Origin of the sequence: Kribbella sp. NPDC000426 (genome assembly GCF_040300265.1) — a bacterium.
Lineage (GTDB): Bacteria > Actinomycetota > Actinomycetes > Propionibacteriales > Kribbellaceae > Kribbella.
The window spans coordinates 454,751-472,601 of sequence record NZ_JBEPDK010000008.1 but is presented as its reverse complement, the minus strand read 5'-3'; the positions used below and the strand labels follow the sequence as shown (position 1 = coordinate 472,601).

Sequence of the window (17,851 nt, the reverse complement as noted above, 5' to 3'; positions counted from 1 at the left end):
TTCTGTTTATCTTCTCTGTCTCTTTGCGCTTAGCCTTTGAACTTCTTGGCGCCGGCTATTACCTGGGCGGGGGTTAGGCCGGTGTCCTGTTTCAGGGCTGAGGCGCCGTGGCGGGACATGTCGGTGTAGAGGGTGGCTAGTTTCTTTTCGCCTAGTTTGTCGGCGAGGTATTCGACGATCCACCAACTGGTGCCGTAGGCGCGGTCTGCGTTGGTGTCGAAGACCGTGGTGTCAGGGAGGGCGGTGAGTTTGGGGAGGTACGCCGACTTCACGCGCTTGCGGTACGGGTCGACCGACCAGTGCGGGTCGTCCTCGATCGAGCGGCAGCGGACGTACTCCGCCATCCCCTCGACCATCCAGATCGGGGTGTAGATGCCGAGCGTCGACGTCGCGACGTGGGTCATCTCGTGCACCAGCAGATCCTTGTCGAGGCGCTTGCGGAGGGCCGGGTTCACCACGATGCGGCTGCCGATCGGCGGGCCGACCGGCCGACCCAACTGCTCGCCTTCGTAGAGCGTGACCGCCTTCGCCGCGATCGTCCAGCCGTCCCCGGTCCCCGCGGTCCAGATCGTCGACATGACGCGGTCCTGCGGCATCGCCACCACCAGTACGGCGCCGTTCCACGGCCGGGCCCAGTGCTTGCGGACCGACTTCACCGCCTTCTCGGCAACCTGCGCGACCTTCGTACCGAGGCTCGCCTCCCGCTTGTCCACGACCACGACGACCGTGCCACGGCGTACCACCTGGACCTCGTCGAAGTCCCACGGCTGCTGATGCCCGTCGCGGCTGAGGTTCTCGTCGGTGCCGGTGTCGTCGACGAGCACCCACGCCGTACCCCGCTGGACGAACGTGTACCCGAGGTCGGTCTGCACCGGCTTCGGGTCCAGCCCCACCAACTGGTACCGCATCATCACCCGCGTCGAGAACGTCGTCGGCCCGAACTTCGAAACCAGCCCCGGCACCGGCCGGAACGCGTCGGCGGTGAAGTACTTCAGCGAACCGAACCCGAACTTCCGCAGGTTCACGAACAGCAGCCGCTCCCGCGCGACCAACTCGGGCTGCTTCGGGTCGACCGAGGCCAGGAAGCCCTTCAGATCGCCCTTGAGTACGGCGGCCGACCGCCGGGCCAGCAGCCCGTCGATCGCTTGCTTGCGGGCCAGCTCCTCGGCCGGAGGGAGCTCCCCCGGCGCCGGCGACGTCGCCCGCGTCGCGACGGCGGCGACCGCGCTACTGCCGGCCGGTGCCTCGCCGTTCCGGAACCGTACGGCGACAACTGCGCCGGACGCAGCGAGCGCCAGCACGGCAACGCCTGCGAGCAGGCGTTTCGGGTGATTCATTGGTGATCCCCTCGGATGGTCGGCTGATCCTAGCCGACCATCCGAGGGCGACGATCACGCCTTCTGCGCCTCGCCGGTGCGCTCCTCCAGGCCGACCCGGCTACGCCGGTAGCCGTACAGGGCGTAGACGAGGAATCCGAGCACCATCCAGATCGCGAACCGCAGCCAGGTCTCCAGCGACAGGTTCAGCATCAGGTACACGCAGATCACCGCGGCCAGGATCGGCACCACCGGGTTGCCCGGCACCGTGAACGACCGCTTGATGTCCGGCCGGCTCTTCCGCAGCAGCGGTACGGCGATCGACACCAGCGTGAACGCGGCCAGCGTGCCGATGTTCACCATCTCTTCCAGCTTGCCGATCGGGGTGACCCCGGCGATGATCGCGACGACGATGCCGATCCCGATCGTCAGCCGGTACGGCGTACCCCACTTCGGGTGCGTCTTGCCGAGCTGGCGGGGCATCAGGTGGTCGCGGCTCATCGCGAACACGACCCGCGCCGCGCCGATCATCAGCGTCAGCACGACGGTGGTCAGACCGGCGACCGCACCCGCGGAGATCAGCGTCGCGAAGCCGCCGCGACCGACCGAGCGGAACGCCTCCGCCAGTGCGGCCTCACCGTTGATGTCGGTGTACTTCACCATGCCGGTGATGACGATGCAGACCAGCACGTACAGCACGGTGCAGATCGCCAGCGAGCCGATGATGCCGCGCGGCAGGTCGCGCTGCGGGTTCTTCGCCTCTTCCGCGGTCGTCGCGACCACGTCGAACCCGATGAACGCGAAGAACACCAGCGACGCGCCGGACACCAGGCCCATGATGCCGAACGTCGACGGCGTGAATCCGAACAGCGCCTGGAACAGCGGCGTGGTGATCGTGACGTCGCCGTTGGGGGCCGGCACGCTCGGCGGGATGAACGGCGACAGGTTCGAGCCCTTGATGTAGAACAGGCCGGCGATGATCACGAACAGAACCACGAACAGCTTGATGCCGACCAGCACCAGGTTGACCCGCAGCGACTCCTTGATCCCGATCGTCGCCAGCGTCGCCAGGACCAGCACCAGCAGCATCGCCAGCACGTTCACATGGCTGTCCGGCCCGATCGACGACGGCCAGCCCAACCCGATCTGATCCAGGAACAACGCGGCGTACGTCGACCAGCCCTGCGCCACGACACTTGCCCCGAGCATCAGCTCGAGCAGCAGGTCCCAGCCGATGATCCAGGCGAAGATCTCACCGAGGGAGAAGTACGAGAACGTGTACGCCGAACCCGACACCGGCACGGTGGACGAGAACTCGGCGTAGCACAACGCGGCCAGCGCACAGCAGACCGCGGCGAGGACGAAGGACAGTGCGATCCCCGGGCCGGCGTACAACTTGGCGGCACGCCCGGTCAGAGTGAAGATGCCGGCACCGATGATGACACCGATGCCGAAGACGGTCAGGTCTATCGCGGTGAGGCGTTTCTTGAGCTGGTACTCCGGCTCGTCCGTGTCGGCGATCGACTGCTCGATCGTCTTCTTCCGCACAAGACTCATCTGCGCCTCCTAGAGGTGGACGGAACCCTTCGAGGTTGCCTCTCTGACAGCGCGAGGTCAAACCGCCACTCAGCGTTGCGGCGTGTATGTTGCCAGCGACGTCCACAGGGTCGCTTCGGTGAGACCGGTCCGTTCGGTCAGGATCCGGTCGCGCGCGGCCTGGTCGGTTCCGTTCGTCGCCAGGTCCTCGTACAGGTCCTCGACCTTGTCGAGCCCGATCCGCTGGACGAGGTACCGGACGGCGAGCCAGCTCACGCCGTACACGTCCGCGGAGTTCTGGTAGAAGCCGGCGTCACTCGGCAGTGAGGACAGTTGCGGCAGCGCCTCGTCGATGACCTCCTGCTCCCACTTGGCGACCTCGCCGGGTCCGCTGATCGCCTCGATGCCCTTCCACGACACGTACTCCGCGGCACCCTCGGCCAGCCAGAGCGGTTCGTACCCGCCGAGGTCCGCGGTCGCGACATGGGTGATCTCGTGCGACAGCAGGATCTCGTCGACGCGGTCGCGCTCGTTCGGGTTGATCACGATGTAGCCGCCGGCGACCGTGCCATCGGCGGTGTCCTGACCGGGCAGCGACGAGAACGTCGAACCGGTGCTGGCCGCGGACTCGATGTCCTCGTCGGCGAACCGGGCGTCGCGCACGTCGGTCTCGTCGAGCGCGATCACGAACACCGAGCCGTTCCACCGGCGCGGCCAGTACGCCGTCACCTCGTTGAGGCCCTCAGTCGCGGCGGTCACGATCGCGCGGCCGCGTTTCGTGTCGCCCTTCTCGACCACCACGAGGACGCGCGGCCCGCGCTGGACCTCGATCCGGCCGAGGTCCCAGGCCTCGCGATGTGCGCCCGGGCCGAGGTCGGCGTCCAGGTCGTTGTCGTCGGTGAGCAGCCAGTGGCCGGCCCGGGAGATGAACGTGTAGCCGAGCTCGGTCGTCACCGGCGTGAAGTCGACCTTCGGGATCTGGTACCGCATCAGCACGCGGACGAGGTACGTCGTACCGCCGTGGGCGCGGACGACGGCCGGGTTGAACCGCTCTTCGGCCTGGCTGTAGCCGAGCTCGCTGAACCCGATCTCGACCAGGTTCGCGAACAGGATCCGCTGCTCGGTGCGTAGCTTCTTGTTGGCCGGATCGATGTCGGCCAGGAACAGCGCCTCGTCGCCGGTCTGCACGGCCTGCGCGCGGCGGAGCAGGATCGAGTCGACGGCGAGCCGGCGCGCGGCGATCTGGGCGGCGATCCGCGACGGCTTGGTCGCCTTCGGCGTGGTCGGCGTGGCGGTCTGCACGGCCGCCGGGCGGTCGCGGGCGTCCTGCTCACGCTGTTCAACGGTGTAAACGACACCGACCGCCACCAGAGCCACGGCCAGCACAAGCCCCAGCCAGCGGCGGGGGCCGGTGGGCGGCGGCCCTGATTCAGGCGTCGTTGCACTCACTTCGGGTTGGTTCCCCTCCGAGTACCCGATGGTCGCAGACGGGTTACCCTAACCGACCTTCCCCGCTTTATGCTGCCGCGGCAGCCTTCAGCGCGGTGAAAAGTCCCGTCTCGGTCATCCCGAGGTGCTCGAGCATGATCCGGTCGCGTTCCTTCTGGGTCGAGCCCATCGCCGCGAGTTCGCGGTACAGCGTGCCGACCTCGACCCCGCCGAAGCGCGTGAACAAGTAGTCGAGCGCGAGCCAGGACAGCGGGTACGAGCTGTCGGCCTGGTCGAAGAACGTGGCATCCGCGGGCAGCCGTTTCGCCTTCGCCAGGTACTTCGTCCGGACGTCCTGCTTGTACTGCGCGATCGCCAGGTTCTTCTGGCCGGCCATCGGCAGGAACTCGACGTACGTCGCGGCGCCCTCGACCAGCCAGCGCGGCGCATACGGACCGTACGGCGCGGTCGCGACGTGGGTGAACTCGTGGGCGAGCGTCCGCGCGTCGACCTTGTCTCGGTTGTACGGGTTGATGACGACGTACGAGTCGGCCCGCTCCCCCGCGCCGGTGACCTCGCCGGGCAGCGTGCGGTACACCCAGGTCGCCATCGCGATCGCGTCCTCGGCGTTCTTCGGCTGGGTGTAATCCGCGCCGCGAACCATCTTGTCGTCGAGCGCGATCACGACACCGGAGCCCTTCCAGCCGCCGGGCCAGCTCTTGGAGACGGCCTGCACCGCGCTGAGCGACATCGTGACGAGCTTGGACGCGAGCGCCTCCTGACCCTTCTCGACGACGACCAGCACCCGCGGCGCCCGCTTGACCAGGACCGGGCCGGTGTCCCACGCCTCCTGGTGCGAGCCGCGTGGGAGGCGCTTGTCGATGTCGGAGTCCGAGACCAGCATCCAGGACCCGTTCGGACGCTGGGTGAACGTGTACCCGAGCATCGCGCGGACCGGGACCAGGTCGATGCCGCGGATCTGGTACGTCATCGCGACGGCGACCAGGTACGTCGTTGGGCCGTCCTTCTGCACGATGCTGTCGTCGTACTGCTGCGCCAACTGCTGGTAGGCCAGCTTGGCGAACCCGAACTGGCGAAGGTTCGTGAACAGGGTCCGCTGGCTCGCGACGAGACGCGTGTTGCCGGGGTCGACGTCGGCGAGGAACTCCGTCTCGTTGCCGGCCAGCACGGCCTGCGCGCGCCGCTTCAGTACGACGTCGACCGCGGCCGCACGGGCGGCGAGGTCGACGCTCGCCGTACTGGCGCCGTTGTCGATCGAGCCGTCGGCGCGCTGACTCGAACGATGCAGCGCGAGACCGCCCGCGACCGCCGCGCCGACCAGGACCAGCGACAGCAGGACCGGCCAGACCCGGCTCGACCGCCGTCGAGCCCTGCCGCGGCGGCTGTGCCGCCCTGCCTCAGCCATGGTCCTAGGTCCTGGGGTCCTGGCCGGTGAAGGGCCTAGGCGTTGCCCGGTCGGTCGCCCGCCGGGTCGGGCGCGTCGAGAGCCTGGTCGTGGTGCTCCGACAGCAGCTCGGTGATCTCGCGGGCCAGCTCCTGCCCGGTCAGCCCGATCTGCTGCAGTACGGCGGGGCGCTTGGCGTGCTGCAGGAACTCCTGCGGGATGCCGAAGTCGCGCACCGGCGTCTCGATGCCGGCGTCCCGCACCGCCTGCGCGATCATCGAGCCGCACCCGCCGGCCCGGCCGTTGTCCTCGATCGTGGCGACCAGCTTGAAGCCCTCGGCCAGCTCGACCAGCTCGGGAGCCACCGGCTTCACCCAGCGCGGATCGACCACGGTGACACCGAAGCCGTGCGCCTCGAGCCGGTCCGCGACGTCCATCGCGGTCGCCGCCATCGCGCCGATGCCAACCAGCAGTACGTCGTCGCCGGTCCGCTTGAGGACGTCGAGCTGCCCGATGCGGTCGATGGCCTCGATGTCCGGGCCCACCTCGCCCTTCGAGTACCGCAGTACGGTCGGGGCGTCGTCCACCTGCACTGCCTCGTTGAGCAGCTCCTGGACCCGTTTGCCGTCGCGCGGCGCGGCCAGCCGCAGGCCGGGGACGAGCTGGAGGATCGACATGTCCCACATGCCGTTGTGACTCGGGCCGTCGTCGCCGGTCACGCCGGCGCGGTCGAGGGCGAACGTGACGCCGCACTTGTGCAACGCGACGTCCATCAGGACCTGGTCGAAGGCGCGGTTGAGGAACGTCGCGTAGATCGCGACGACCGGGTGCAGACCGCCCATCGCGAGACCGGCCGCGCTCGTCACCGCGTGCTGCTCGGCGATGCCGACGTCGAACGTCCGGTCCGGGAACTCGTCGGCGAACCGGGCCAGGCCGGTCGGGTGCAGCATCGCCGCGGTGACCGCGACCACGTCCGGGCGCCGGTGGCCGATCTTGATCAGCTCGTCGGCGAACACGTCGGTCCAGCCACGCGGCTTGTTGGCCGGGCGGATCTGGTGGAGGTTGTCCTCCTCGTCCTGCTCCGCGGCCGCGTAGCCGAAGCCCTTCTTGGACACAGCGTGCACGATCACCGGTCCGCCGAAGGCCTTCGCGCTGCGGAGCGCGTCCTCCATCGCCTCGCGGTCGTGGCCCGCGACGGGGCCGACGTACTTGAGGCCGAGGTCCTCGAACATGCCCTGCGGGGCGAGCATGTCCTTGAGGCCCTTCTTGATCCCGTGCAGCACCTCGTACATCGGCGGGCCGACGTACGGCGTACGGCCGAGGTTCTTCTTGATCAGGTCGAGGACCTTCTCGTACCGCGGGTTGGTGCGCAGGGTGGTCAGGTGCGTCGCGAGGCCGCCGACGGTGTCGCTGTACGAGCGGCCGTTGTCGTTGACGATGATGACCAGCTTGAGGTCCTTGGCGGCGGCGATGTTGTTCAGCGCCTCCCAGGCCATGCCGCCGGTCAGGCCGCCGTCGCCGATCAGCGCGACGACGTGGCGGTCCTCCTTGGTGAGCCGGTAGGCCTTGGCCAGGCCGTCGGCGTACGAGAGAGCCGTCGAGGCGTGGCTGTTCTCGATGATGTCGTGCTCGGACTCGGCGTGGCTCGGGTAGCCGGACAAGCCGCCCTGCTGACGGAGCGTGTCGAAGCGCGAGGCACGGCCGGTGACCAGCTTGTGCACGTAGGCCTGGTGGCCGACGTCGAACAGGAGCCGGTCGTGGGGCGAGTCGAAGACGCGGTGCATCGCCAGGGTGATCTCGACCATCCCCAGGTTCGGGCCGAGGTGACCCCCGGTCCGGGACACGGTCTCGACCAGTACGTCCCGGATCTCCGCCGCGAGATCGGTGAGCTGCTGATCAGTCAGCTTCTTGAGGTCCGCCGGACCTCCTACCGTCTCCAGCACGCGCATCGAGCTCCTCCCGCAGGTCTTTCTCGAATGCTTGAGTCTATGCTCGCGCCGCCCGGAATCCGAACTCGGAGAGGCGCCGCTGAGCCTGTTCAGGGCAGATGTTGGGCAATCTCACACTCCAAGACGCTTCCCGGGAGTCGCTGGTTCGACGTGGTGTGGGTCTCACTTAGAGTCATCGGTATGGACCTGGTGAGGACCCTGTTCCGGAAGTACGACGGGCAGCCGCATCGCCTGGTCGAGGCGATCCGCCTCGGCGAGGACGAGTACGGCCTGTGGGTCGGCTCCGTCCCGGGCACCCAGGGCCAACGCGCCGACGGCAGCTGGAAGACCATCGACCACCACCGCGTCCGGCTCTTCCCCCGCGGCCAGTGGTGGAGCGCGTTGTTCAACGACGAGCCGCACCAGACCGCCATCTACTGCGACATCACCATGCCGGCCGAGTTCGGCGTCGACTCGGTCACCCTGGTCGACCTGGACCTCGACATCCGGCTGTTGCGAGATGGCACGGTCCACGTCATGGACGAAGACGAGTTCCACGCCCACCAGATCCGCTACAACTACCCACCCCAGGTAGTAGCCACCGCCCAGGCCACCTGCGACCACCTGGCCACCACCATCACCACCACAGAACCCTTCACCACCGCCTACAAGCCCTACCTGGAACTCATCCGAACCATGTGAGGTCCTGCGGGCGGCCTCACGGGTACTGCGGCCGGCCCTCGCGGGGCTACGGGCGGCTCCTCCGTCGCCGTCCTCCGCGCCGCCCCACCCACCCCCGGGCTCATCGCCCGGAGCATCCTTTCCGGCTGCCGCCGGGACTTCCGGCTATCGCCGGGCTGGTGGGCTACCGCCCACACCCGTGCGCGCTGCCGCGCGACCGACTGCCCGTGGCGGCGCGCATCGTCGCAGGCAAGCGATCGTTGGAGGCGAGCACCGTCGCGGACAAGCGACCGCCGGGGCGAACAGCCGCGAGCTCTCACCGGAGTCGGCCCGAGCGAGCTACCGCCCCGTGCCCACCGGCGCGCAGGATCGGAAGCCGGCTGGCCAGCGCCCCTGCACCCGCGTGGCACAACCACACCCGAACGGCCCCCGACCGTTCTCCGGCTCCGCTAGGGCGAGCCAGCCCAGCACCCCGACCCGCCCACACCCACCGCGAACACCCCGAAGACAGCAACCGGCCCCCGTCGGCTAGGAGCCCCCCTGAGCCGACAAGGGCCGATCACGCGTGTCGGTTAGTCCGGCACCACAACATCCTCGATCGCAATCCGCAACCAGTCCACTCCCCACAGCAAAGTTGCATCAAGTTGCAGGTGTGGGACCTAAGTCAGGGCTCGAACGCCAGCTTGGGCGCTCCTCCACCGCGTCGGCGGTCATCTCAGGCGACGACCAGATCTTGTAGGTCCCGTGCAGGATGCAACCCAAGATCCGTCCCCACCGGTACGCCGGGTCCGTTCTTCGACTGCTAGATACTCCATGCCGGTCGTCACGCCACCGAGTCGACTATTGCTTCTATTCCTTCCGCGTTGACCAGGTTGCCGATGTTCTCGGCGATAGAACTACTCAATGACGCGGTGTTGATCCGGACCATGACGTAGAGGTAGTAGTCACCGTGCTCGGGGATCTCCACCTCGCCCTGGTTGCGCAACAGGCGCAACTCCACGCCAAGGACCTCGAACAGGAAGTAGTCGCCGCCGTAGTTGACGCCGTAACGCTGCTGCTCGAGTTGAAACGGAGATCTGTTCACGTCGCGGAGGTTCATCAGCTCCCTGAACCACGCGGCAAACTGCTCCAGCCCCATACCGGTCTTGAAATACACCTCGGCTGTGGTCACCCGAAAACCTCGAAACCATTCCGGACCCGCATGAATCCCTGTGTGCTGAAAATCCTCACGGATGCTCCTGTTCCGATCTCCGAACTGATCCGCTGCTCGACAGACGCGATCTCAGGGAAATACTTGATCGTCTCCCCTACGCGCAACGCACCGTTCCTACCCTTGGATCCAGCAGCAACTCCACGCGCATACAAGTCGTCACTGACGATGAAGATGTCCACATCGCCGATATCGGTCCCGACCACGCCGCGTCCCGCTCCGACGCGCATCTCGCGCACCTGCGTACCTCAAAGAAGAAGACGTGGCCGATGGCACCAGTTGCCTGAAGAATCGGCGATTTCTGCACGTCACCCGCGACCGGAACGACGCCAGGCCACCCGCTGCCTCGGCGATCCGGTCAACATGATCGGGCTGCCGCGCCAGCCGTCCGGATGACGATTCTTGCCCGTGGTGCGAATCAAGACCTCGTGGGGACCGCAATAATAGGTGTGGATGCCTCGACGCTGAGGTTGCACACCCTTCCGACCCGCGCGTCGCGTGGCAACGGTCAGCCATACACGTTTCGCGGCCTCACAGCGGATAGTCCACCTTCCACGGAGCGTCGAACTGGTCGGTATCGATACCCCGTTTCGAGAGATGTTCGATCACGTCCTCAAGTGTGTCGAAATCCGCCCTTCGGCGATCCAGGATGTCCTCAGGTGCCGGCCAGGAGTCCGTGTCGAGAGCGGTATCGTGTTCGAACTCGACCAGCATTATCCTCCCGTCATCCGACGGACGAATCATCATCCAGGCTCGTCTGCCAGTCCGGCTTGGCCCGACCTCCGCGACGACCGAATCACGCAGCATGGTCACACGATTCCGAACCTCGGTCCTCATGAAGCGCCTCCGTAAAAGATGCGAACGATCGCTCCATCAGGCTGGTGGACCTGCAGGTGCGGCGATCCACTGTGTTTCAGCCCCGGCGTCAACTCTGTGTGCCAATGATACGTGCCAGCCTTGCTCCCAAAGAAGTCGCGCGCTTCCTTGCCGGACATACCTGTCGTGTTCCGATATCCCTTGCCTTGATACAGCCTGAGAAAGAGCTCCTCGGCCTGCGATCGGTTCGCAACTGTTGCAGATTCCGCACCACGTTGGAGCTGCCCGGCGACGCGTCCCATTTTGGAGCTGCTCCAGGGTATGCAGGTGTTGTGAACCAATACCTCATGTGCGCCGACATGGTAGGTATGGATGCCTTCGACGCTCAGGTTGTACGCCAAATCGACGCCCCCGAGCGCAAGCGGCTCAGAGACCCGGACCAACCTGCCATCAGCGCCGAGAACCTGCTCGTCAGCCGCGAGCTGATCGGCTCTCTCAAAGCGTCCATCGGTGACCGACCAGAACGGATGGTCCTCGGTGGTGGTGAGCTGCTCACCGTCGACTACCAGGACGCTCAGGGCGTCGCGATGGACCCAGACGTGGCTGACGGTCTTGGCCCCTTGTTCACCTGTTTCCGGGTCTGTAGCCACGACCTTGTCGCCAGCTCTAATCTCCGCGATGGGCTGATGTGCGCCATCGGCCATCAGAACCGTGGTCGCACCGGAGAAGCTGCAGGCCTTGGCGGCGGTCTCAGCGGCGGCTTCTGTGACCTTTGTGGCGGCGCTCTCACCTGCGCGGGCCGCCGTTGCGCGGGCCGCCGCGGAGGCGGCTGATGCGGCGCGGCCGGCGCCCTTGGTGCCGGCTGTGGTTTCGACGACCATGAAGGTGACTCGGCCGGCGGCTTTGGTTTGTTCGCCGTTGGTCCAGTCTTGCTTGACCGGTTCGACCATTGCGTTCCAGACCGAGCCCGGGTTGCGGACGATCGTGGACACCATTTCGATCTGGGACTGGCAGTCATGGATCGCGATGCACTTGCCCTGCTGGTAGGCACCGACAGCGAGGCCCTTTGCGGTGTCCGCGGCCTGTGCTGCGATGCCGTCGGTGTAGTCGCTCCAGGCCTTGTTTCCGAGGTCGATCGCGTGGGCCGTGTGGTGCACAGCCTTCTTGAAGAGGCCGCCGACGCTGCCTCCGCCGCCGGAGTTGTCGTGGTCGCCGCCGCCTCCGCCGTTGCTGCCGCCGTCGTCGCCGCCAGGAGATCCGCCGTTGGTGCCGCCGTCATGGCCGCCACCACCGTCGTCGCCTGTGTCGATCGGGGGCCGGACGTCTTCCTGGGTGCCGCCGCCGCTGTTCTCCCCGCCGTCGTAGTTCTGCAGGCCGGTCGGGTCCGACATGCTCGTCGGGTTGTTGTTGCCGTAGGTGTAGCCCAGCATCTGCTGCGGGTCGGCGGTGTCCATCAGCGGGTCAACGCTGAGGAAGCGACCGATCGTCGGATCGTACTCACGGGCACCGACCTGGGTGAGGCCGGTCGTCTTGTCCTGTGGCTTGTCCAGGAAGCCGTGGTCGTCTGGCCAGCTGGCCGGGTCGTTGCCGCGAATCTCGCCGAACGGGGTGGTGTAGCGCGTTGTGACGGCCAGAGTCTTGGAGTCCACTGCGACACTCGTGGTCTCGTGATGATCGGGGACCAGCCACTTGAGATCGGTAATGCTCGAACGGGTCGCGACTGCCTGTCCGTCGATCGAGTACTCGCGCTTCGAGGTCACGGCACGAGTGGTTGTGTCGAGGGTCGCAGCAGGGGTCGGAGCACCTGTGGCGGGATAGGTTGACGGGTATGCGTGATGTTCGGGTGGTTTATCGGAAGTTTGATGAGAAGTTGCATTGGCATCAGTGGATGCGGTTTCTCGGGGAGGATGAGTTCGGGGTGTGGTTGGGGGCGGCGGCGGGGTCGGTGTCGCAGCGGGGGGATGAGCCGGTGGTTACGCAGGAGCAGGCTCATGTGCAGTTGTTTCCGCGGGACAAGTGGTTCACGGCGATCTTCAACGACGAGCCGCGGTACACCGAGATCTATGCCGATATCACCACGCCGGTGGAGTTCTCCGACGATGTGTTCACGATGATCGATCTCGATCTGGACGTGATCAAGCGGCGGGACGGGACCGTGTTCATCGACGACGAGGACGAGTTCGCCGAGCATCAGGTGAAGTACGGGTATCCGGCCGACGTGATCGCGACCGCGCGTGAGACCTGTGACTGGCTGGTCGGTGCGGTGTCGACCGACGAGCCGTTCCTCACCGTCTACAAGACGTACCTCGACAAGGTTCGCTAGGCGAAGGCCCAGGCCGCCATCAGCGGGAGTTCCCGGCGCCAGAAGTCGTCGCCGTGGGAGCCGGCCCGCTCGGTGAGTACGGCGTCCGCCCCGGCGTCGCGGAGTGCGTCCGCCCACCGGGCCGCGTTCTCGAGGAACCACGGCTCCTCCGTGCCGCCGACGAAGTACGCACGCGGCAGCGAGCTCCCCATGTCGCCGGGCGGCTGGTATCCCCCGCCGGGTGACGCGCAGAAGATCGCGCCGTAGACGTCCGGGTGGCGAAGCCCGATCGCGAGCGCGAGTTCGGCACTCGCCGACACCCCGAACACCGCCGTACGCTCGACCGGCAGCGCGACCCCGAACCGCGAGCGCACCCACGAGCGGACGTCCGCCACGAAGAACTTCTCGTGCGCCGCGAACCGCTCCGGCTCGAACCCGGGCGAGTATTCGTGGATCCGCTCCATCTCGTCGTCCAGCCGATGCGCCGCGACGAGCAGCGTCGGCGGTACGTCGTCCGCCGCGTTGAGGAACTCGCCCCACTGCGAGATCAGCTGACCGTCACCCGCGAACACGACCGCCTCGGGAGTCTGCGCCGGGACGTAGGCCGTGACCTGCCGACCGCCGTCGTACTCGAACGTCCCGGTGACCATCACCTCACCGTACCGAGCGCAGGGTCAACGTCCCGTTCTTGAGCATCATCACCCCCGGCAGCGGGCCGCGCTGCCCGGCGTACATGTCGGCGATCGGCGCGACGGTGAGATACAGGTTCTCCCCCGCCGGTACGTCGACCGCGATCGCCGGCAACTCGATCGTGCGGCGTACGCCGCGGGCCGGGTGCTTCTCGCGCAGCGGCATCGTGTTGTTCTGCACGACTCTTGCGGTCAACGGGCTCTTGCCGACGCTCAACGCGAAGTACGCCGCGGATTGCGGGATCACCGTGTAGACATCGCCGGTCAGCGTCGGCGTACCGGCGATCGTCATCGGGCCGTGGGCGATCGGCAGGTTGACGGGCAGACCGACGCCGGTCGGGGCAACGATCTTGCCGAGCCGATAACTCTTGTTCGGCGTGAGATTCTGTTGCGTGAGGCAACGACCGGCGGCGGTCGACAGGTGGTACGTGCCGACGCCGGTCAGACCGGTCGACTTGTGCAGCAGCTGCAGTTGCATGAATCGGATCGAGAGGCTCGCGAAGTTCGGCGATCCGAGAGCGATCGAGCACGGATCGCCGGCGGTCGCGAAGCCCGGCGGTACGACGCTGGGCAGCGTGTGCCCGCCGTTGTACCCGACGAAGATCGAGCGCGCCCGGGCCCGAGCCGTGAGCGCGCGATCGAAGTTCGCCAGCCCCTGATTGAGGTTGAAGAGGTTGTCGGAGATGCCCTGCCCGAACAGCACCGGGATATCGAGCTTGCGCCCCTGCTGTGCCTGCCACGCCGGCCCGTTGTGCGCGAAGAACGCATCGAGATCACGACCGGCCTTCCCCGCGGGCCACGCGCCGGTCGCAATCAACGCGACAAATGCGGCCGACACCGCAGGCGGTAGATGCGTGCCGCCACCCGCGAACAGGATCGACAACCACATCGTCCGCGCCGCCTCCTGCGGCGCGAGGCTCTGCTTGAGATCCCACCAGGTGACCTCCGGAGCGAGCGCGTCGAACCGGGTCCGGCCGCGGTCGCGCAGCTCGGTGAACGCGCCGGCGAACTGGTACCCGCCGCCGTACGACCCGCCGATCGCGCCGATCAACGGATCGCCCGGCCGCTGCTTCGTCACCCAGTCGAGGCCGGCGACCAGGTCGACGAGCTTCACGACATCGCGGCCCTCGAAATCCGGGTTCATCACGTGGGCGACGCCAGTACTCTCGCCGAAGCTCCGCTGATCGAAGCTCAGTACGCCGAAACCCGCGTCGAGCCAGTCCTTGAACGCCGCGGGATCCTTCGTACGGCTCCCGCCCCACCCGTGGCTGTGGAAGATCAGCGGCACGGTGTGCTGCGCCGAGGCCGACGCCGGCTTGAAGAGCGAATAGCAGATCCGGACGGGTGTCGTCGTACCGGGCTCCGGCACCGATGCGACACATCCGTTGACCACCGTGCTGTCGGCAGCCGCCGGGACCACCGGCGACAACAGCAGGGCGACCACACCCGCCAGAGCAAGCACACGACGACGCATCAGTGACTCCTGGTGATCGACTGATCACACGCTAGACGACTCCCTCCCGGCTGACCAGCCCTGAACTCAGCCGTGGGCGAACCAAGCAGTGCAAATCCGCCGCGCACTGCGACACTGTGCGCGTGCATATCGCGATCGAGGTCGTGGCCCTCGTCGCCGTCGTCGCGGCCGGTGCCGCGCTGGCGCGGCGGATAGGGATCTCGGCTCCCCTGCTGCTGGTGGTCATCGGGATCGCCGTGTCGTACCTGCCGTTCGTCCCGCGGATCGAGCTCTCGCCCGAGGTCGTCCTGGTCGGGTTCCTGCCGCCGCTGCTGTACTCGGCCGCGATCAAGACCAGCCTGGTCGACTTCACCAAGCACCGGCGGTCGATCGGTCTGCTGTCGGTCGGCCTGGTCGCGTTCACCGCGCTCGGCGTCGGGCTGGTCGCGTGGTGGTTGCTCGGGGATGTCGCGGAGTCGATCGGTCAGAAGCCGCTGCCGTTCTGGGCGGCGTTCGCGATCGGCGCCGTCGTCGCCCCGCCCGATGCGGTCGCGGCGACTGCGATCGCCAAACGCGTCGGCCTCCCCCGCCGGATCGTCACGATCCTCGAGGGCGAGAGTCTGATGAACGACGCGACCGCGCTGGTCTGTCTGCGTACGGCGCTCGCCGCGGCCGTCGTCGCCCCGACCGTCCTGCACGTCAGCCTGGACTTCCTGCGCGCGGCCGGCGGCGGCGTGGTCATCGGCGTCGCGGTCGCGTTCGTGCTCGCGAAGATCCGCCGCCGGTTCACCGATCCGGTCCTCGACACCACGCTCAGCCTGACGGCGCCGTTCATCGCCTACATCGCGGCCGAGAACCACTACGTGCACGCGTCCGGCGTACTGTCGGTCGTCGTCACCGGTCTGCTGCTCGGCCACAAGGCGCCGATCATCCAATCGGCGAAGTCGCGGATGTCGGAGCGGACCAACTGGCGGACGATCCAGTTCCTGCTGGAGAACATGGTCTTCCTGCTGATCGGCCTGCAGACGCGGTGGATCCTCGACGCCCTCGGCAACAGCCCGCTCCCGGCCTGGCTGATCGCGACGTCCACGATCGCGGTGTTCGTCGCAGTGATCCTGCTGCGACCGATCTGGATCATTCCGACCACGCTGCTCTCGCGGCGGGTGCTCGGTCCGTCGCGGCCCGGACCGGTTTCGCGGCGGGCGCTGATCGTCGTGTGCTGGGCCGGCATGCGCGGCGTCGTCACGCTGGCAGCGGTCTTCACGCTGCCCGAGGACACGCCGCATCGCGAAGTACTCGTGTTCATCGCGCTGACCGTGACCGCGGGCACGCTGCTCGTCCAGGGATCGACGCTGCCCTGGCTGGTACGGCGGTTGGGCCTGCCCGGGCCGGACCCGGCCGAGGACGCGTTGCAGGAGGCCGCCGTACTGCAGGGAGCGCATCGGGCCGCGATCGAGAAGCTCGACGAGATCGCGTCGCCGTCGGATCCGCCGGCCGTGCTCGACGTACTGCGGCAGCGGGGCGAGGCGCGCGCGCAGGCCGCCTGGGAGCGGCTCGGGCGGCCGGAGACCGAGTACGAGACGCCGAGCGAGGCGTACCGACGACTGCGGATCGCGATGCTCGAGGCGGAACGTACGCACATCCTGAAGGTCCGCGATGCCGGACTCGTCGCCGACGAGGTGCTCCAGCGGGCGCAGAACGCGCTCGACATCGAGGAGTCGATCCTGGACCGCGACGAGGACGACGACGTCGGCGGGCGCTCGGAGGATCTGCGGCCGAAGATGCTGCCCGGCGGCGAGTGCGAACACCTCTCGGAGTCGCCGCTCGTGGTCGCGCCGAACACGCCGGACGGCTGCGAGGAGTGCCTGGCCGACGGCACATCCTGGGTGCACCTGCGGCTGTGCCTGGCCTGCGGTCACGTCGGGTGCTGCGACTCGTCGGAGATGAAGCACGCCAGCAAGCACTACGACCACGAGAAGCACCCGGTGATGCGCAGCTTCGAGCCGGGCGAGACTTGGCGGTGGTGTTTCGTCGACGAGAAGCTAGGTTGACGGCATGGCGGACTGTCTCTTCTGTTCCATCATCGCCGGTACGACGCCTGCGCAGATCGTGCTGGACACCCCGGCCGTGGTCGGGTTCCTCGACATCCGGCCGGTGTTCAAGGGCCACACGCTGATCGTGCCGCGCGAGCATGTGCCGACGATGGTCGAGATGACCGACGAGGTGATGGTCCCGCTGTTCGGCGCGGCCCGGTCGGTCGCGGACGCGGTGCGTACGGCGTTCGGCGCGCAGGGCTCGTTCGTTGCCGTCAACAACGTCGTGTCGCAGTCGGTGCCACACCTGCACGTCCACGTCGTACCGCGGACGAAGGGCGACGGGCTGCGCGGGTTCTTCTGGCCGCGCACGAAGTACGCCGACGACATCGAAGCCTCGGAGTACGCCGGGAAGCTACGTGCCGCTCTGGCGGGATAACTCGTACTCAACCTGTGGGAGCGGGTTGCCGTCGCCGAAGTCGCGGGTCTGGGTGGCGCCGGTCTCGGTGAAGCCGACCTTCGTGTAGAACCGGCGTGACTGCGGGGTGTCGCGCAACGTCCACAGGTGAACGCGGTCGAAGCCATCTTTGCTGAGCTGCTGCAGTGTGCTCGTCATGAGCGCGGCCGACACCCCGCTCCCCCAGCCGTCGGGGTGCGTGTAGAAGCTGTAGATCTCCGCGAATCCTGGGCGGGTCTCCGATGCCATCGACCACGACATCGCGAGCGCCCGCTCACCGACGAAACCGAGCATGATCGTCCCGTTGCCGTCCGCGATCCGCGCGTGCCACCGGCTCAGCCGACTCTCGATCCCCTCCCGCGCGACCTCCTCGGGAAACATCGGCGCATACGCCGCTCCCCACGACGCCGCGTGAATCTCCCCGACCGCCGCCGCGTCGGCGGACGTCGCAAGCCGGGCCGTGATCGCCCCGGCCGCGACGCGTCCGCCCCTCGACCCCGGCACGCCCCGCTCGCCCTTCGACCCCGGCACGCCCCGCTCGCCCGTCGGCACCGGCACGACCCGTCCGTCTCTCGGCTCCGGCGCGCGGCGGGCATC

General features: G+C 67.5%; 16 protein-coding genes. 4 read left to right on the top strand and 12 right to left on the bottom strand.

The features are described 5' to 3' along the window. Nucleotides 1-29 precede the first annotated feature (29 nt). The 5 genes from ABT313_RS36780 to dxs form a co-directional block, all read right to left on the bottom strand. Nucleotides 30-1,337 carry a hypothetical protein gene (locus ABT313_RS36780; RefSeq protein ID WP_350863649.1) on the bottom strand — a complete coding sequence of 436 codons (1,308 nt, stop codon included), beginning with the start codon at nt 1,335-1,337 and terminating at the stop codon, nt 30-32. A 54-nt stretch (nt 1,338-1,391) separates the two neighbouring features. Next, nucleotides 1,392-2,873: an APC family permease gene (locus tag ABT313_RS36775; RefSeq protein ID WP_350863646.1), complete on the bottom strand. Its 1,482-nt coding sequence runs from the start codon at nt 2,871-2,873 to the stop codon at nt 1,392-1,394. Between the two features lie 69 nt (nt 2,874-2,942). Next, nucleotides 2,943-4,301, bottom strand: a complete 1,359-nt coding sequence (locus tag ABT313_RS36770; RefSeq protein WP_350863643.1) for a gluzincin family metallopeptidase — start codon at nt 4,299-4,301, stop codon at nt 2,943-2,945. Between the two features lie 67 nt (nt 4,302-4,368). Next, nucleotides 4,369-5,706, bottom strand: coding sequence for a hypothetical protein (locus tag ABT313_RS36765; RefSeq protein ID WP_350863640.1), 1,338 nt, complete (start codon nt 5,704-5,706; stop codon nt 4,369-4,371). Nucleotides 5,707-5,741: 35 nt separating this feature from the next. Then, a complete protein-coding gene (gene dxs / locus ABT313_RS36760; RefSeq protein ID WP_350863637.1) occupies nt 5,742-7,634 on the bottom strand; it encodes a 1-deoxy-D-xylulose-5-phosphate synthase in 1,893 nt (630 codons plus the stop codon). Nucleotides 7,635-7,814: 180 nt separating this feature from the next. Here dxs and ABT313_RS36755 point away from each other — a divergent pair, with 180 nt between their 5' ends. Then, entirely contained in the window at nt 7,815-8,315 is a 501-nt protein-coding gene (locus tag ABT313_RS36755; RefSeq protein ID WP_350863634.1) for a DUF402 domain-containing protein, read from the top strand. An 802-nt stretch (nt 8,316-9,117) separates the two neighbouring features. Here the strand turns inward: ABT313_RS36755 and ABT313_RS36750 are convergent. From ABT313_RS36750 to ABT313_RS36735, 4 genes are all read right to left on the bottom strand, one after another. Beyond that, on the bottom strand, nt 9,118-9,465 hold the full coding sequence (locus ABT313_RS36750) for a hypothetical protein (RefSeq protein WP_350863631.1): 348 nt from the start codon (nt 9,463-9,465) through the stop codon (nt 9,118-9,120). Next, a complete protein-coding gene (locus ABT313_RS36745; protein ID WP_350863628.1) occupies nt 9,462-9,743 on the bottom strand; it encodes a hypothetical protein in 282 nt (93 codons plus the stop codon). Before ABT313_RS36745 ends, ABT313_RS36750 begins: the two co-directional genes overlap by 4 nt. Before the next feature lie 292 nt (nt 9,744-10,035). After that, nucleotides 10,036-10,317: a VOC family protein gene (locus ABT313_RS36740; RefSeq protein ID WP_350863625.1), complete on the bottom strand. Its 282-nt coding sequence runs from the start codon at nt 10,315-10,317 to the stop codon at nt 10,036-10,038. 20 nt (nt 10,318-10,337) lie between these two features. Further along, the gene (locus ABT313_RS36735) at nt 10,338-12,080 is read right to left on the bottom strand and encodes a polymorphic toxin-type HINT domain-containing protein (protein ID WP_350863622.1); all 1,743 of its coding nucleotides are present in this window, start codon (nt 12,078-12,080) and stop codon (nt 10,338-10,340) included. A 209-nt stretch (nt 12,081-12,289) separates the two neighbouring features. Between ABT313_RS36735 and ABT313_RS36730 the strand changes: the two genes are divergently transcribed. Beyond that, complete coding sequence (locus ABT313_RS36730; RefSeq protein ID WP_350863619.1) at nt 12,290-12,643, top strand: DUF402 domain-containing protein; 354 nt, start codon at nt 12,290-12,292, stop codon at nt 12,641-12,643. Here ABT313_RS36730 and ABT313_RS36725 read toward each other — a convergent pair. Both ABT313_RS36725 and ABT313_RS36720 read right to left on the bottom strand, forming a co-directional pair. Next, nucleotides 12,640-13,272: an alpha/beta hydrolase gene (locus ABT313_RS36725; RefSeq protein ID WP_350863616.1), complete on the bottom strand. Its 633-nt coding sequence runs from the start codon at nt 13,270-13,272 to the stop codon at nt 12,640-12,642. The two genes, ABT313_RS36730 and ABT313_RS36725, sit on opposite strands and share 4 nt — an antisense overlap. Nucleotides 13,273-13,276: 4 nt before the next feature. Further along, nucleotides 13,277-14,785: a CocE/NonD family hydrolase gene (locus ABT313_RS36720; protein ID WP_350863613.1), complete on the bottom strand. Its 1,509-nt coding sequence runs from the start codon at nt 14,783-14,785 to the stop codon at nt 13,277-13,279. Between the two features lie 122 nt (nt 14,786-14,907). Between ABT313_RS36720 and ABT313_RS36715 the strand changes: the two genes are divergently transcribed. Together ABT313_RS36715 and ABT313_RS36710 are read left to right on the top strand one after the other, a co-directional pair. Then, nucleotides 14,908-16,815, top strand: coding sequence for a Na+/H+ antiporter (locus ABT313_RS36715; protein WP_350863611.1), 1,908 nt, complete (start codon nt 14,908-14,910; stop codon nt 16,813-16,815). Between the two features lie 4 nt (nt 16,816-16,819). Then, nucleotides 16,820-17,236 (top strand): HIT family protein, encoded by a 417-nt coding sequence (locus tag ABT313_RS36710; protein ID WP_350863608.1) that lies wholly within the window; start codon nt 16,820-16,822, stop codon nt 17,234-17,236. Here the strand turns inward: ABT313_RS36710 and ABT313_RS36705 are convergent. After that, the gene (locus ABT313_RS36705) at nt 17,213-17,812 is read right to left on the bottom strand and encodes a GNAT family N-acetyltransferase (protein WP_350863605.1); all 600 of its coding nucleotides are present in this window, start codon (nt 17,810-17,812) and stop codon (nt 17,213-17,215) included. The two genes, ABT313_RS36710 and ABT313_RS36705, sit on opposite strands and share 24 nt — an antisense overlap. Nucleotides 17,813-17,851: the final 39 nt, after the last annotated feature.

Excerpts from the sequence above, each read along its gene's own strand:
- ABT313_RS36780 (WP_350863649.1), bottom strand. The coding sequence starts at position 1,337 with ATGAATCACCCGAAACGCCTGCTCGCAGGCGTTGCCGTGCTGGCGCTC.
- ABT313_RS36775 (WP_350863646.1), bottom strand. The coding sequence starts at position 2,873 with ATGAGTCTTGTGCGGAAGAAGACGATCGAGCAGTCGATCGCCGACACG.
- ABT313_RS36765 (WP_350863640.1), bottom strand. The coding sequence starts at position 5,706 with ATGGCTGAGGCAGGGCGGCACAGCCGCCGCGGCAGGGCTCGACGGCGG.
- dxs (WP_350863637.1), bottom strand. The coding sequence starts at position 7,634 with ATGCGCGTGCTGGAGACGGTAGGAGGTCCGGCGGACCTCAAGAAGCTG.
- ABT313_RS36755 (WP_350863634.1), top strand. The coding sequence starts at position 7,815 with ATGGACCTGGTGAGGACCCTGTTCCGGAAGTACGACGGGCAGCCGCAT.
- ABT313_RS36725 (WP_350863616.1), bottom strand. The coding sequence starts at position 13,272 with ATGGTCACCGGGACGTTCGAGTACGACGGCGGTCGGCAGGTCACGGCC.
- ABT313_RS36720 (WP_350863613.1), bottom strand. The coding sequence starts at position 14,785 with ATGCGTCGTCGTGTGCTTGCTCTGGCGGGTGTGGTCGCCCTGCTGTTG.
- ABT313_RS36710 (WP_350863608.1), top strand. The coding sequence starts at position 16,820 with ATGGCGGACTGTCTCTTCTGTTCCATCATCGCCGGTACGACGCCTGCG.